Genomic DNA, 14,685 nt, shown 5'->3' with positions numbered 1-14,685 from the left:
CCTTTGTGCGCGACTGCGGGGCTCGCAAGCTCACCGCTCGCGTACACGGTGTACCGTCGAATGACCGCGGTGCGGCAGTTTCGTGCCTCGGGGTCGAGCCGGCCCGCACGGCGGCTCCGCCCGCCGCCGCAGGCGGCGACACCATCAGACGGTCAGGACGTCGATCAGGAGGATGCGGGCGCCTCGGCGCTCGACAACAGTATGGAACGTACGCGTTTCTTCCGCCGACCGGTGGTCTGGATCATCCTGATCATCCTCGGCGCCCTTGTGCTCAGTCAACTGTTCACCGCTGGTCCCAGCTACCACCGGGTGGACACGTCCATTGCGCTCGACCAGCTCAACAAGGGCGGCATCGACAAGGTCGTCTTCCAGGACAAGGAGCAGACGCTCCGGCTCGACCTGAAGGACAAGGCCAAGTTCGGTGACACCGACACCGACCGGATCGAGGCGCAGTTCCCCTACGAGGTCGGCGGCGAGGTCTGGAACGAGGTCCTCGAGGCCAAGGCGAACAACCGGGTCACCGGCCCGGCCGACGCCGAGGTGTCGTCCGACAGCATCTGGGTGAGCCTGCTGGTCAACCTGCTCCCGATCGCCCTGCTGGTGCTCCTGCTGCTCTTCTTCATGTCGCAGATGCAGGGCGGCGGCTCCCGGGTGCTCAACTTCGGCAAGTCCAAGGCGAAGATGATCACCAAGGACACGCCGAAGACCACGTTCGCGGACGTGGCCGGCGCCGAGGAGGCCGTCGAGGAGCTGCACGAGATCAAGGACTTCCTGCAGAACCCGGCGAAATACCAGGCCCTCGGTGCCAAGATCCCGAAGGGCGTCCTGCTCTTCGGCCCGCCCGGCACCGGTAAGACGCTGCTGGCCCGCGCCGTCGCCGGCGAGGCCGGTGTGCCGTTCTACTCGATCTCCGGGTCGGACTTCGTGGAGATGTTCGTCGGTGTCGGCGCGAGCCGGGTCCGCGACCTCTTCGAGCAGGCCAAGACGAACGCCCCGGCGATCGTCTTCGTCGACGAGATCGACGCCGTCGGCCGCCACCGCGGCGCCGGCATGGGCGGCGGTCACGACGAGCGTGAGCAGACGCTCAACCAGCTGCTCGTCGAGATGGACGGCTTCGACACCAAGGGCGGGGTCATCCTGATCGCCGCCACCAACCGGCCGGACATCCTCGACCCGGCGCTGCTGCGTCCGGGCCGCTTCGACCGGCAGATCCCGGTGGACGCCCCCGACATGGAGGGCCGCAAGGCGATCCTGCGGGTGCACGCCAAGGGCAAGCCGTTCGCCCCCGACGTCGACCTCGACGCGGTGGCCCGGCGCACCCCCGGCTTCAGCGGCGCCGACCTGGCCAACGTGATCAACGAGTCCGCGCTGCTCACCGCACGCAAGGACGAACGGGCGATCACCAACGACTCCCTCGAGGAGTCGATCGACCGGGTCATCGCCGGCCCGCAGCGCCGGACCCGGGTGATGAGCGACCAGGAGAAGAAGATCACCGCGTACCACGAGGGTGGGCACGCGCTGGTCGCCTGGGCGCTGCCGCACGCCGCGCCGGTGCACAAGGTGACGATCCTGTCCCGCGGCCGGTCGCTGGGGCACACCCTGGTGCTCCCCACCGAGGACAAGTACACCCAGACCCGCGCCGAGATGGTCGACACCCTGGCGTACGCGCTGGGTGGCCGGGCCGCCGAGGAACTGGTCTTCCACGAGCCGACCACCGGTGCCGGCAACGACATCGAGAAGGCCACCCAGCTGGCCCGCGCGATGATCACGCAGTACGGCATGAGCTCCAAGCTCGGCGCGATCAAGTACGGCACCAGCGGCGACGAGCCGTTCCTCGGCCGCAACATGGGCCACGAACGGGACTACTCCGACGTCGTCGCCGCCGAGATCGACGGCGAGATGCGGGCACTGATCGAGCTGGCCCACGACGAGGCCTGGGAGATCCTGGTGGAATACCGGGACGTCCTGGACAACATCGTGCTGGAGCTGATGGAGAAGGAGACCCTCTCCACCGCCGACATGGCCCGTATCGGTGCCCGGGTGGTCAAGCGGCCACCGATGGCGCCGTACAACGGCTTCGGCAAGCGCCAGCCCTCCACGGAGCCGCCGGTGCTCACGCCGGCGGAGAAGGACGCGCTCAAGGTGCAGGCCCAGGCCGACGGCGTCCAGGCCACGGTGGGCGGGGGCAACACCCCCGACAGCTCCAACAACTCGGACGGTACGCACTGAGCACCGACCCGACGGCCAGTTCCCGGGAGCACCGGGAACTGGCCGTCTCCGCGACCGAACCCGACGGTGACGACGCCCTCGACTACGTCGCCGCGCGACTGATCAGCGGCAAGCTCACCGGTCGGCCCGTCGAGGAGACCATGGACCTCGGGCGGATCGAGAAGGCGGTCCGCGAGATCCTCATCGCCGTCGGGGAGGACCCGGACCGCGACGGGCTCCAGCAGACCCCGGCCCGGGTGGCCCGCGCGTACGCCGAGCTCTTCGCCGGCCTGCGCGTCGACCCGGCCCAGGTGCTGAGCACGACCTTCGAGGCCAACCACGAGGAGTTGGTGCTCGTCCGGGACATCGACGTGATGAGCCTGTGCGAGCACCACCTGCTGCCGTTCCGGGGCAGCGCCCACGTCGGCTACATCCCGGGGCCGGACGGCCGGATCACCGGCCTGTCCAAGCTGGCCCGGCTGGTGGAGGTCTTCGCCCGCCGGCCGCAGGTGCAGGAAAGGCTCACCTCGCAGGTCGCCGACCTGCTGATGGAGCGGCTCGCGCCGCGCGGCGTGGTGGTGGTGCTCGAATGCGAGCACATGTGCATGGCGATGCGCGGCATCCAGAAGTCGGGCGCCAAGACCATCACCTCGGCCGTGCGGGGCACCCTCCAACAGGACGCCAAGTCCCGCGCCGAGGCGATGGCGTTGATCATTCCCCGCTGACGCGGGGTCGCGGCGGCGGTCAGCCGGTCAGCATGGCGAGCAGCAGGCCCGCGCTGACCAGCACCGCCGGGACCAGGCACACCAACGCGCCGAGCCGGGCCGTGCGGTCCACCCGGCCGCCCCCCGGCGGGGGGAAGAGCCGCCCGACGCCGATCCAGCCCGCGGCGAACGCCACCGCCGGCATCGGCAACCCACAGAGCAGGGCGGCCACGCTCGCCGCCCCGGTACCGGTCGCCACGAAGAGCGCCACCTGGATCGCCGGCACCAGCAGCGCCAGCGGCCCGTACACCAGCAGGTTCCGCGGGCGCGGCGGCCAGCCGGCCAGCCGGGGCAGCCCGCGCGCGGCGAGCGCCGCGTCCGCCGCGTCCGCCCGGCCCCGGGCGGCGCGCAGCCCCGCCAGCACCGCCGCCGGCCCACCCGTCATCGACCGCGCCGCCTCGGTCAGCTCCGGCGGCGTCGGGACCAACGAGATCGGCGGTACGCCCCGCTCACGCAGCCGGGTCTCCTGCGACGCCAACCGGGTGCGTACGGCGGTCAGCTCCTCGCGGGCGGCCTGCACCGACCGGGCCTGCTCGCCGGCGGCGGTGGCCGCGTCGCGGCGTACCCCGTCGAGCTGGCGGGCGGCGGCGAGGTATTCCGTCCAGGCCCCCGGCAGCGCCTCGACGCCCATCTGCCCCGGCGCGTCGGTGCCCTCCGACGCGGGATCGGCACCGGACCGCTGCCGCCCCGGAGGCGCCTGCCCCGTCACGGTCGACGTCCCGCCGGCGGTCATGCCGCCTCCCCCTCCTCGGCGAACGGGACCAGCACGGTGCCCTGCTCAGCCGCGCCGTCCCAGAGCATCGCCCGGCCGGGCCGGGGCCGCCACTGCACCGGCCGACCGAACACCGACGCGAGCTGCGCGCCCGGCAGGTCCACCACGGCGACGGCGGTGAGCTTGTCCACCTCGCCGTCCGGTGCGAGCAGTGCCGCGAACGCCGGCACCGTGCGCCAACGACCCAGCAGGTGCCGGCCGGCGGGCGGACCCTCCCGCAACAGCGCGCGCAGCCGCTCCGGAGGAAGCTGCTCCGGGGTCGGCACGTCCAGGCCGAAGACCACCAGGTAGGCCGGCGCCGCGTCGTCCACGGCGGCGAGCAGGCCGGCGAGGTCCACCGTGTCCACCCGGTGCCGTCCGGCCAGTTCGGCCGCCAACGCCCCGGCCAACGGCCGGCAACCCTCATCCGGCGCGCAGAGCACGAAGCGGGCGGTGCCCGGGGCGTGGTGCGCGGCGGTGCTGCGCGCCGCGGTCGCCAGCAACCGGGCCGCCTCCGACCCGGGGCCGAGCACGGCGAGGTTACGTCCCGGAGCCGGACCCAGCGACACCGCGACGGTGCTGCGGGGCACGTCCACCGCCCGGCCCAGCAGGGCGGCCGGACCGGGCGCCTGCCCGGCCAGCGCGGCCCGGTGCCGGGGGTCGTTGCGCAGCAGCGGGCGGGCGTAACCGGCGAAGACCACGGGCGGGACGGCCCCCTTTGGGCGGGCCGACCAGAGCCGGCGCCGTAACCCCGCCACCGTGTCGGGATGGTCCTGCGGATCCGGGAACCGGACCATCCGCTCGTGCCCCCGGGTCGCCCCCCGGGGCCCCCCGAGCCCGCCGGCGGTGTTCACCACCGCACTGCCCACCGGCAGCCCGGCCGCCGAGTCGTTCGTCGGTTCCAGCACGGCGCCCCCACCGGGCAGCGCCACCCGCACCGGGAACTGACCGAGCACCGAATCCCGGTCGGTACGCGAGCCCAACCCCAGGTCGCCCTCGCCGGCCAGGACCAGATGCACCCCGTACGCGCGCCCAGTGCGGGCCAGCGCGTCCAGCCGGGCGGCGGCGTCGGCGGCCAACTGGTCCCGTTCGGCGAAGAGCAGCGGAAGGTTGTCGAGCACGCAGACCACGCGCGGCATCACCCGGTGCTGCCGCAGCTCGGCGAAGCGCTGCCCGCCGGCCCGCCCACCGGCCTCCGCGCGCCGGCGCACCTCCGCCACCAACTCGTCGAGCAGGCTCAGCACGTATTCCCGGTCGGCGGCCATCGCGGCGGCCCGCACCTGCGGGATCCACGAACGGTCCCGGTCGGTCTGCAGGAACTCCACGAAGGACTCGGCGTCCGCGAGATCCGCCAGGTACAGGGCCAGCTCGTCGGGGCCGTACCGGGCGGTCAGGCCGAGCAGCGCGGTGCTGAGGAACGTGGACCGCCCCCCGCCCGAACGTCCGCTGACCAGCCAGTGCGGCGTCAACTCGGTGAAGCCGAGCGACACCGGCCGGCCCCCGGCGTCGCCGACGGTCGTGGTCAACCCGCCCGCCCCGCTCGCCGCCCAGAGCTCCTCGTCGGCCGGCGGCAGCAGATCGGTCAGCGCCAGCCGGGAACCCGCCTCCACCTGCGCGGCGAGCCGGCGACACACCGCGTCGAGGAGTTCGGCCGGCGGATCCGCCTCGATGAAGACCGGCGAGTTCAACCCGCCCGGGGGTTCGGCTCCCGGGCCGGCGAACGAACCGCCCGGCGGGTCACCCAGCAGCGCGTACGCGGTGCGGACCGACAACGTCGTCGCCTGCGGCAGCGGGCCCCGGTCACCCGCCGGCGGCCAGCCCGCCACCACCAGGTACAGGCCGGCGGACCGACCCGACTCGGCCAGGGCCACGACCCGGGCCAGATCGGTGGGGCCGGTCGACTCCGGCAGCGCGGCGATGACCAGCAGCAACGTGCGATCGTGGCGCCGACGCCCACTCGTCCCCGGTGCCACCCACTGCTCGGCCTCGGTGAGCACGGCCCGCAGACCCGCCACGTCCACAGCCGGGGGTGGCAACAGGCCGGCGTCCGCGAGCGGCGCGAACGGCGCGAGGGCCGCGCCCGTCGCGTCCACCGCGCGGACCAGCAGCGCCCCGGCCGGGGTCGCCGCCAACAACCGCAGCAGTACGCCCCGGAGCAGCCCCGCCACGCGGGCATCCCGGGCGTCGACGTCCACCGACAGGTGCCCCGTGCCGAACAACGGCACCAGCGCCGGAAAGCGGGCGTCGTCCAGCGGCGCCGCCGTACCGACCCGGACGAAGGGGGGCGGTCCCTCCCCGGCCGGGGAGGTCGGCGCCGTCGCCTCCAGGAGCGCACCCGCCCAGCCGGGAGCCAGCACCGTCGCCGCAGAGCGGAGCCGGTCGGCAAGTTCGTACTGGCGGCGCTGGTCGGCGGGGACGGGCCGGATGTCATCGAGGACGCCGCCGGCGGCGGCCGCGGTGGCGGCGACCCGCCGATGCAGGGCGACGGCGCGGTTGGTGCGTCCCTTCGGACCAACCACCGTGCCCACCCCCTCCGTCCGAGGTCGACAACCCTTCCCCGCGCAGAGACCGTAACCCAGGCGGGCCGACTCGTCCGGGATGCGCGACGGGACCGCGTCGGTGATGTCGTGGATCTCACCGGTGGGGCGTAATCCGTCACGATCCGCGATATCTGAGGCATTGGGTCTGCCGCGCCCAGCCGCTAGCCTCAAGGGGTGGAATCAGTGCAGCCCCCCGCCGGTTCCCAGGTCTCCCGCGTACCGGCGCAACGGCCTCCCTCCGAGCACCTCGCGCCGCCCTCGCCCGCCCCGGTGCCGCAGCAGCCACGGCGGCGGCTGCGCACCGTGCTCACCGTGGTCGCAAGCGTCGTCGTGTCGCTCTGCCTCGGCGGGGTGGCTGCCGGATTCGTGCTCTACAACCGGGCCGCCGCACCCGACCGGGGTTCTCCAGACGTCGCGGTCGTCAACTATCTGCAGGCTGCGCTTGTTTCGCGTGATCAGAACCGGGCATTGCTCTTCACCTGCGGTAACTCTCTACAGCCGGTTGAGAATCTGCGTGCTCAGGTCGAACGACGCGAACAGGAACTAAGCGTCAGCTTTTCGATCAATATCGAGAACGTTGTGGTTACCATGAACGGCCCAACGGTAGCCACAGTCGCTGCGGTGATTCGTCGTAGCGCTTCCGTTGATGGGGTGCAGCAGAGCCTCACCGACCCGTGGCGTTTTCAGGTAGAGGACAGGGACGGCTGGCGAGTCTGTGACGGGGCGCCGGCGAACTGATTCGTCACTCGACCCAGACCAGGTGTACTGGGACCTCCAGCGTGGTCGGTGGCTGGCCTCGCCAGGCCCAGCGGTACCAGTCCATCTCGGGGGCCACCCGCACGCAGATGTCGCCTTCCGCACCTGAATAGGTTTCGGTGACGGCCCGCAGGTCCCGGTGTTCGACCGAATCCACGACGTGCACCACCCGGCGCCCGGCGACGGCATCCGCCTCGAAGACCGGGGTCGGTGCGCGGTGCGCCGGCGTGTCCAGGGAGACCAGGCGGACGCCCGTCCCGCGATCCCCCGCCGGATCCGGTCGCCGGGGACCCACCGTCTCCACCCAGACCCGCTCCACCGGGACCAGCGGCGCGAAGACCTCCACCTGGTCGGACTCCGCCCGGTACCACTCGTGCTCGGGGATGACCGGCACGTACGTTCGACTGCCCTGCACCACCCGATCGTCAGCACGAAGGTCGCCACGCCAACCCAGGCCGGGCAGACCGACCAGCACGCGCTGCCCGCGTAACTCGACGCGACCGGTGGCCGGCACGATCTCGATCGGTCGGGGCGGTCGGGGTGCCCAGTCCGGCTGGTCGGCGAACGGGTCGGGAAACGGCTCGTTCATGACGGCCGGCGTCTCATTCCGCGTCCTTGAGCGGAGCGCCGCGCGACCGCATGAAGGGCACCGGGTCGATGGCACCCCGACTACTGCGATCCTCGTCCTCATGCACCTCGAAGTGCAGGTGTGGGCCGGAGGAGTTGCCGCTGCTGCCCACCTCACCGATGACCGCCCCGGCCTCGACGACCTGGCCGGCCTTGACCCGGGGCCTGCTGACCATGTGGCAGTAGCGGGTGATGAACCCGCCTGCGTGCAGGACATCGACGAACCAGCCGCACCCGCCCTTGTTCGGCCAACCGTCCACGTTGCAGGTGAGCCGACCGCGATTGTCCGGATCGCAGCGGGACACCAGGACGCGTCCGGTGGCGGCGACCCGGATGTCGGTGCCCTTCCGGGCGCCGATGTCGACGCCGTTGTGGCTGGGTCGGTGCGCAGTCTGAAAGCCGGAGCCGACGCCGCCCGGTATGGGGGCCGTCCAGCCGGAGGCGGCGATCTGCCCCCCGTCCGCGTTGTCGCAGGCCTGCCTGCCACCGATCAGCGCGATCCGGGCGGCCCCGCCGGCCAACGCGTTGACGATCCGGGCGGCGGTTTCCTCGTGCTTGGCGTATGCGTCTGGGAAGGCACTGACCTGCACTTTCTGCGCGGCCCGCGTCAGCGACATCTCTTCCCAGCCGGAGACCTTGAGTAGTTTCTCGTAGAACTTCCGGGCGGCGTACTCGGGCGTCATTCGCTGCTTGACCGTGCCCCAGCCCGCCCGCTGCTGAAAGAGGCCGACGGAGTCGTGATCGGCACCGATGCCCTCGTTGGGAATTCCCTCGGAATCCCTGACGGTCCGGTTCGCCAGGTTGAGGAGTCTGGACTCCTGCATGGCGGTCGCCACGGCAATGACCCAGCCGCGAGGCGGCACCTTCATCTCCTGCCCGACCTTGATAATTCTCGCGGCGTTTCGAAGCTGGCGATCTCCGTACTGGGGTACCTGAGGCATCTCGCCTACTACCGTGACTTGGTAATTCTCCTTACAATCCTGGCTGGCAAGGGCCATACCGGTATCGGTTTCGCCGCCCAGTTCGGTCAGGAAGAAGGCTCCGGCGCCACCCGTGCAGCAGAGCAGGGCGAGCGTCGCCGTCAGCGCGGTGGCCAGTGCGCCGAGTCGGAGCTGCCGACGGCGGGGCGGGGTCTCATCGCTCATGCCTGCTCCCAGTCCACCGCGTCCACCAGCCACCGCCCTTCGGGCGCCACCAGTTCGAGGCGGAGTCGTCCCGTGTCGAGCGGAACGAGCACCTCGACGAAGTTCTCGGCCCGCGGCCTGAGCGTGACGTCGCCGTCGACACGTGCCGCCGGGACTCCCGACGGATCGACGCCGGCAAGCTTGTCGGTCAGTGCGGGAGTCGACAGGGGGCGAGTACCCTCCTGCCACTGTTCAGCCGTCATGCCTGGCTTGCCGAGCCAGGCCGCGACGAAGCGCGTGGCGGTCTGCTCGGGTGTGAAATCGCCGGGGCGGGTGACCGGTGTGGGCGGAGGACCCGTCGAGAACGCGCCGTCGTCACCGGCGGTCGGATCCACCGTCGTGATCGGTTGGCTCGGCCTGTTGCTGAGCCCGGAGGTCTGATCGCCGGGGCTGGACACCAGCCGCGCCGCCCCGATGACCCCGAAGACGAGGACGGCGATGCCGAGCGCGACGCCGAGGCGGGACCGCAGCACCCGGGTGACGAGGAACTCGACCGCGCGTCGCATCGCACTCACCGCGCCTCTGAGCGGATCCGCGGAGTGGGCCGGTCGGGCTCGCGCTCGGCGGACCCGGGCCGGTAGATGACGAACGAGGGATTTTCGTCCGGCACGTCCGGCTCCGTCCAGGCGGCCGGTTGCCGCCGGGGGCGGGGCGCCACCGGCCGCGAGGTGCCCGCATCCTTGCTGGGCGCCGCAGGCGCCTCCTCGACGGCTTGCTCGCGACCATCGGGCCGCTGCGGCTGCCGCTGCCGCTCCTTGCCGGCGCCGGTGCTGGCGTGTGCCGGATCTTCGCGCCGGGCCTCTGGCCGGAGGGTGGTCTGCTGCGGCATGACGCCGCGACGCTGGCCCACGGTCGGTTCGGTGGTGCCGCCGGGTTCCGCCACGTCGAGCCGGGCAGCCGTACGCATGTCCCGGAAGAAGCGCCGGTGCCACGAGCCGGCCGAACTGACCGCCTCGCTGCTGTCCTTGCCGCCGAGCTGGGTGATCCGCCGGTAGGGCCGCAGCAACAGCCAGCCGACGACGCCACAGAGCCAGACCAGCACCACCTGGAGCCAACCGGGTAAGGTCGGTGTGCTCATGATGAGGTCGACCGCGAAGAGGTAGATGGCGGCGCCGGTGCCGAAGATGGCGATGTTGAAGACGGCCGCCACCACCGCGTTCGCCAACCGTCGCAGCCCCGCGCTGGCGGGCCGCATCAATCCCACAGTGCCGAGGATCGGCGCGGCGATCACCGCCCAGCGGAAGATCAGGAAACCCAGCAGGACCAGCAGCGAGGCGGTCAGGTCGAACATCGCGAAGAGCACGGCGGCCAGCACCGCGATGAAACCCGCACCCACCCGGTCCATGTCCCGGACACCCTGGAGGTACTCGTACGCCTCCGGGTCCTCATCCTTGATCTGCTCTGCCACCTTCATCCACTGCTGCTGCTTCGCCTCCAAGGCGGCCTGACGTGTCGCTGGATTGGCGCGGATTGACTGCGCTTCGCCCCAGGTCAGCGATCGCGCATCGTAGAGCGCGGGGCCGTATTTCTGGGCGGTCTCGCTATCAGCCGATCCAAGAACGCCCCGCAGCCAATTCCGGTACAACATCGATTCGGTAGCGGTGTCGCTGGCGCGAATGGCAGGCGGACGGTTGTCCTTGCAGCGCTCCGGGTTAGGGTCGATGCATCGGCCCGGCGCAGGTTCCTCCATTTGTGGTCCGACCGCGTCGTGCACCACGCCCAGCGTGGTGATGAGGGTACTGTCGGCGATGTTTGCCGACTTGACCGGCCACGCCGCGAGGGCGGTCACCGCCACCATCACCAACAGGGCCCAGCCCGCCGTGGTTATCGCGTTGCTCATGTCCGACTGGCGGGAGCGCCAGAGCAGGTATAGGCCCACCACGCACAGCGTGACGATGCCGAAGACGCCGAACACCTTCTGGTAGACGGCCTTTGTAGCCTGGTCCACCAGCGGATCGGCCCAGCCCCACATCGATCGGGGGTCCCAGGAGCGCTCCCGCAGCGCATTGGAAGCACCAATCACCGCAGTGGCTATCATAAATTCACCGTTGGCGATTGTGGTGGTGAATTTGTAGTCCGGGTGGAGCACGGTGGAGGCGCAACCAATGTCATAGGTCGTGTAGCTGTATCCCGCGTATCCGTAGAGGCTATATCTGCCGGCGATGCCGGTTGAGGAACCCGGCGGAGAACTGGCAAACCAGCCGGCCAATCCCGCGTCGGGGGCCCCGGGTGTTGGAGGCTCGAGGCACTCCGCCCGAGCTGTCGATACTTCCTTGAGTTTGGCGACGCAGGCGCGGAGATCGGCCTGCCACTCCGGTGTGGTGCAGAGGTCGGCTCTCGCCTGGGCGGTCAGCGGCGCCGGGCCGGCCGCCGTGGCGCCGACGGCCGGCCAGCCGATCGTGGCACCAGCGAGTACGCCGAGCGCGAGCAGGAACGCCACCATCCGTGCCCGGGCTCGCGCCATGTCACGCCTCCATGTTCGGCAGGATGGCCGGCAGTACCCCGGCCGCGCTGGCGATGGCGGCGGGGGTGGTGTCGAGGTGGTCCAGCAGCCCGTCGACGTACGAGACGTCGACCCTGATCTTCTGTACCCGGCCGTCGACGTCGCGCATGACGAATTCGCGGAAGCCGAGCCGGGCGGCGCTGGTGGCGTCCGCCGTGGAGAGGGAGGCCAGGGTGGCCTCGTAGCCGTCGTTGACCGGTACCCGCAGCAGGCGCAGTGCCTCCGAGGCGATCTCCGTGTCCTCGGCGATCCGGCCGACGAAGACGGTGGAGACGAGGTTCTGCACGTCGAGGCCGAGGATGTCGCGCGGGTTCTGCGAGGCCACCAGCGCAGCGAGGTTCCACTTACGGGAGTCGCGTGCGAGCCGGACCAGGAACGACCGCCCGGAACGCCACCCCTCCATGAAGTGCGCCTCGTCCAGGCCGACCAGCTTCCTGGAGGACATCGACCCGCCGTAGCAGCGTCGGACGGCGAGCCGGTGCGCGGTGTGCAACATCGGTAGGGCCAGCGACTCCTCGGCGGACCAGTACTCGCGTTCGATCTTCAGGTCGGGCAGCCGCAACCCGGCCATGGTGATCACGGTAAGCGCGGCGTCGGCCCCGAGCAGGCCTTCCGGCGGCCGGCCGAAGAAGAGCATGGCCAGCGGCATCTCCGCCGTGTCGAGCAGCAGGTTGGCCAGTTCCTTGCCGGCGTGGTCGTCGAGTTGGCTGAGGCAGGCGACGACGTCGTCCAGGGTGGACGTCTCCTCGGCCGGCACCTGGCGTACCGCGTGCCGGAAGAGGGTGGCGGTGGACGCCTCCCGGGCGACCTGCGGGGGCACCAGCATCATGCAGATGTCCTGGACCAGCATCCGCCGCTCGGCGCGGGCGTTGGAGACCGCGATCTCGAACTCCCGGTCGCCGGGCGCCCCGGTGCCGAACTCGCTGCGCAGGGGGGTCGGAATGAGCGAGTACGGGGCCAGGGTGCCGTGCTCGGAACCGGTCAGGTTCAGCACCCGCGCGTACGGCCGTAGTTCCGGCATGGCGCAGAGCCGGGCGAGCGGGCCGGACGGGTCGAGCAGCGTCACCTGCACCCCGCGCCGGGCGGCGAGGTAGCCGAGCGCGCCGAGCAGGGTGGACTTGCCGCCACCCGGTTCGGCGACGAAGACGGCGAGCCCGGAGCGTTCGCGTACCTCCATCGGGAAGTGCAGGTCGAGGAAGACGGGTCGGCGGCAGGTGCCGGCGGTGCGTCCGATGAGGTCGCCGCGCCGGTCGCCGACGGTGGAGGCGGCCTGCGGGAGCGCGGCGGCGAGCAGGTTGACCGGCATCCGCCGGACGTAGCCGGTGTTGGCGATCGGCTCGCCGGGGATGAACTCGCGGGCCAGCCAGTCCTGGTTCTTGGGGTGTTGCAGCGAGATCCGCAGTTCGCGGGAGTAGAGCTGGATCAGCCGGCGGGCCCGCTCCAGGCATTCCTCGCGGTTGCGTCCGCCGACGGCGATCCGGTGCCAGCCGTGTGCGCGGGCGGAGTCGACCGGCAGCCCGGTCGTCATCTCGTCGCCGATCACCAGGGCGCGCTTGGCCAGCCGCTCCAGCTCGGGCGGGGCGTCGATGCCGTGTTCGGCGTAGTCGAGTTGCTGGGAGCGGATCATCCGCAGCCGGTGTTCCAGGTTCCGGAAGGAGTCGCTGGAGCCGAGGATGTCGACCCGGGTGGAGATTTCCATCGGCCATGGCAGTCGCTCGTGGAAGTGCAGCCAGGGCTCGTGCCGTTCGGGAATCTCGAGCGGCTCCATCCGGCCGACCGCCAGTACGGCGACGTGCCGTTCCTCGCCGGTCATCCGGTTGACCAGCTTGACCGTGGAGCCGTACGGGGTGCGGTAGCGCTCGACCTGCTCGGTGAGGGCGAGCAGGTCGCCGCGTTCCCACTGACCGTCGGTGAGTGGGGAGAGCCGGCCGGGCGGCGCCATGCAGAGCGCCACCGAGCGGTAGAGCAACCACTCCAGTTCCTGTGCGGTGACCCGCCGCCCCCGCATGCCGAACGCGCCCAGGACCTCGTCGAACTGTTCGACCGTGCGGCCGAGCTTGCGCCGTTCCCCCTCGGCGACGCCCCGGTTGAAGGTGCGCAGCACCCGCTCGGTGAGCGAGTCGCCGAGGGAACGCCGGGCGAAGGTGACACCGAGGTAGGTCTGCCCCTCGGCGTGGTTGACCGAGAGCAGGTGCCGTTGCGCGGCCACCAGGTGATCGGCCCAGCCGGTGGTGCCGGAGACGTCGGGCAGCGGTGCGGCGGTGTGCGCGTCGATGGTGCGGGCCCACTCGTCGGCCGGGAAGGGCCGGGTGGTGCGCCGCAGGTGCAGTCGGAAGCCGGCCAGGCCGGCGTACTGCTCGGAGATCGCCGACAGCAGCGCCTCCCGTTCGGCGTCCGGCCGGAAAGCCCAGCGCACCTCGGGCAGCCAGTACCAGGCGGTGACGGTGTTGGGGGTGAAGGTGAGGTGGCCGGCGATCTCGGTGATGGCCAGTTCGACCGACGGGTCCCGGTCACCGAACTTGATCTTCGGGGCCTTGACCCGGGCCGGCTTGGCGGGTTGGTTGCGTCGGCCGGCGTTGCGTTGCCGAGGTGGGGTCGCCTTTGCACCGACGCGCTCCGGCAGCAGTTCCCCGGTGGGCCGGGGCGCCGGGTCGGCCGGTGGCGGGTCGAGCGCCACCGGGGGCAGCGGCACCGGGGGCAGCGCCACCGGGTGGGGCGACGGCGGTGCCGTCGCGACGGGTGGCGTGCCGGCCGGTGGTTCCTCCGCCGGTGGGCGGGGCGGGGGCAGCCGGTCCCCGCTCTGGTGCGGCACCCGGGACCGGGACACCCGGGTGGGCGGCTCGTAGGCGACGACCGGCGACCGGCCCTCGGCGGGCGTCCCGGTCGAGGGCGTGTGGTCGGTCGCGTCGGCCGGATGGCCCGGGTCGGCCGGGTGGCCCGCCCGGGTGGGCGGCGGCGGAAGCGCTTTCGGAGCCGGCGTGGTGACTGCCGGTTGCGGCGGGGCGGCGGTGGGCTCGCGCCCGATCGCCCGCTGCGGGGGCGGTGCCGGCCGGGTGACGCCGGGGCGCGTGCCACCGAACAGGTCGAGGAAGGGCGAGTCGATGTCGGCGCTGTCGACGGGAGGCGGCTCGGCCGGCGGCGTCCGGCGGGGTGCGGGCCGGGGCGCCTGGAACACGCCGATGCCGCCGTGCCCGGGCGTCGTCACCAGGGCCGGATCGAGGGCGACCTCGTCCGCCTCGGGGGTGTCAGGGTAGTCGAACGACCGCGCACGGTTACCGTGCGGGACGGCCGGACGTCCTGCCGGGGAACCCGGCGTGGAACTGCGATTCATGCGACCGCCTCACCCGTGTCG

General features: G+C 71.9%; 10 protein-coding genes. 3 read left to right on the top strand and 7 right to left on the bottom strand.

Annotated elements, in window-relative coordinates; translation table 11 throughout:
- Window positions 1-201: 201 nt before the first annotated feature.
- Window positions 202-2,229: an ATP-dependent zinc metalloprotease FtsH gene (gene ftsH / locus ACQ452_RS26670; RefSeq protein ID WP_433388338.1), complete on the top strand. Its 2,028-nt coding sequence runs from the start codon at window positions 202-204 to the stop codon at window positions 2,227-2,229.
- Window positions 2,230-2,267: 38 nt separating this feature from the next.
- Window positions 2,268-2,933 carry a GTP cyclohydrolase I FolE gene (folE, locus tag ACQ452_RS26665; RefSeq protein WP_433394435.1) on the top strand — a complete coding sequence of 222 codons (666 nt, stop codon included), beginning with the start codon at window positions 2,268-2,270 and terminating at the stop codon, window positions 2,931-2,933.
- Between the two features lie 19 nt (window positions 2,934-2,952).
- Here folE and ACQ452_RS26660 read toward each other — a convergent pair whose 3' ends face one another.
- Together ACQ452_RS26660 and ACQ452_RS26655 are read right to left on the bottom strand one after the other, a co-directional pair.
- Window positions 2,953-3,705: a hypothetical protein gene (locus ACQ452_RS26660; protein WP_433388337.1), complete on the bottom strand. Its 753-nt coding sequence runs from the start codon at window positions 3,703-3,705 to the stop codon at window positions 2,953-2,955.
- Window positions 3,702-6,251 (bottom strand): FtsK/SpoIIIE domain-containing protein, encoded by a 2,550-nt coding sequence (locus ACQ452_RS26655; protein ID WP_433388335.1) that lies wholly within the window; start codon window positions 6,249-6,251, stop codon window positions 3,702-3,704. The genes ACQ452_RS26660 and ACQ452_RS26655 overlap by 4 nt, the downstream gene beginning before the upstream one ends.
- A 186-nt stretch (window positions 6,252-6,437) precedes the next feature.
- On the opposite strand from ACQ452_RS26655, the gene ACQ452_RS26650 reads away from it, so the two are divergent.
- Entirely contained in the window at window positions 6,438-7,001 is a 564-nt protein-coding gene (locus ACQ452_RS26650; RefSeq protein WP_433388333.1) for a hypothetical protein, read from the top strand.
- A 4-nt stretch (window positions 7,002-7,005) separates the two neighbouring features.
- Here the strand turns inward: ACQ452_RS26650 and ACQ452_RS26645 are convergent, their stop codons facing one another.
- From ACQ452_RS26645 to ACQ452_RS26625, 5 genes are read right to left on the bottom strand one after another with little or no spacing between them, the layout of a single operon-like run.
- On the bottom strand, window positions 7,006-7,608 hold the full coding sequence (locus tag ACQ452_RS26645; protein ID WP_433388331.1) for a hypothetical protein: 603 nt from the start codon (window positions 7,606-7,608) through the stop codon (window positions 7,006-7,008).
- A 13-nt stretch (window positions 7,609-7,621) separates the two neighbouring features.
- On the bottom strand, window positions 7,622-8,791 hold the full coding sequence (locus ACQ452_RS26640; protein ID WP_433388329.1) for a M23 family metallopeptidase: 1,170 nt from the start codon (window positions 8,789-8,791) through the stop codon (window positions 7,622-7,624).
- Complete coding sequence (locus tag ACQ452_RS26635; RefSeq protein WP_433388327.1) at window positions 8,788-9,345, bottom strand: hypothetical protein; 558 nt, start codon at window positions 9,343-9,345, stop codon at window positions 8,788-8,790. Before ACQ452_RS26635 ends, ACQ452_RS26640 begins: the two co-directional genes overlap by 4 nt.
- Window positions 9,342-11,294, bottom strand: coding sequence for an MFS transporter (locus tag ACQ452_RS26630; protein ID WP_433388324.1), 1,953 nt, complete (start codon window positions 11,292-11,294; stop codon window positions 9,342-9,344). Before ACQ452_RS26630 ends, ACQ452_RS26635 begins: the two co-directional genes overlap by 4 nt.
- A 1-nt stretch (window position 11,295) precedes the next feature.
- Window positions 11,296-14,664 (bottom strand): ATP-binding protein, encoded by a 3,369-nt coding sequence (locus ACQ452_RS26625; RefSeq protein ID WP_433388322.1) that lies wholly within the window; start codon window positions 14,662-14,664, stop codon window positions 11,296-11,298.
- Window positions 14,665-14,685: the final 21 nt, after the last annotated feature.

The sequence above is a fragment of the Micromonospora sp. KLBMP9576 genome (assembly GCF_050941805.1).
Taxonomy (GTDB): Bacteria; Actinomycetota; Actinomycetes; order Mycobacteriales; family Micromonosporaceae; genus Micromonospora.
The sequence above is the reverse complement of the archived record's forward strand: the minus strand, read 5'-3'. Positions and strand labels throughout refer to the sequence as shown.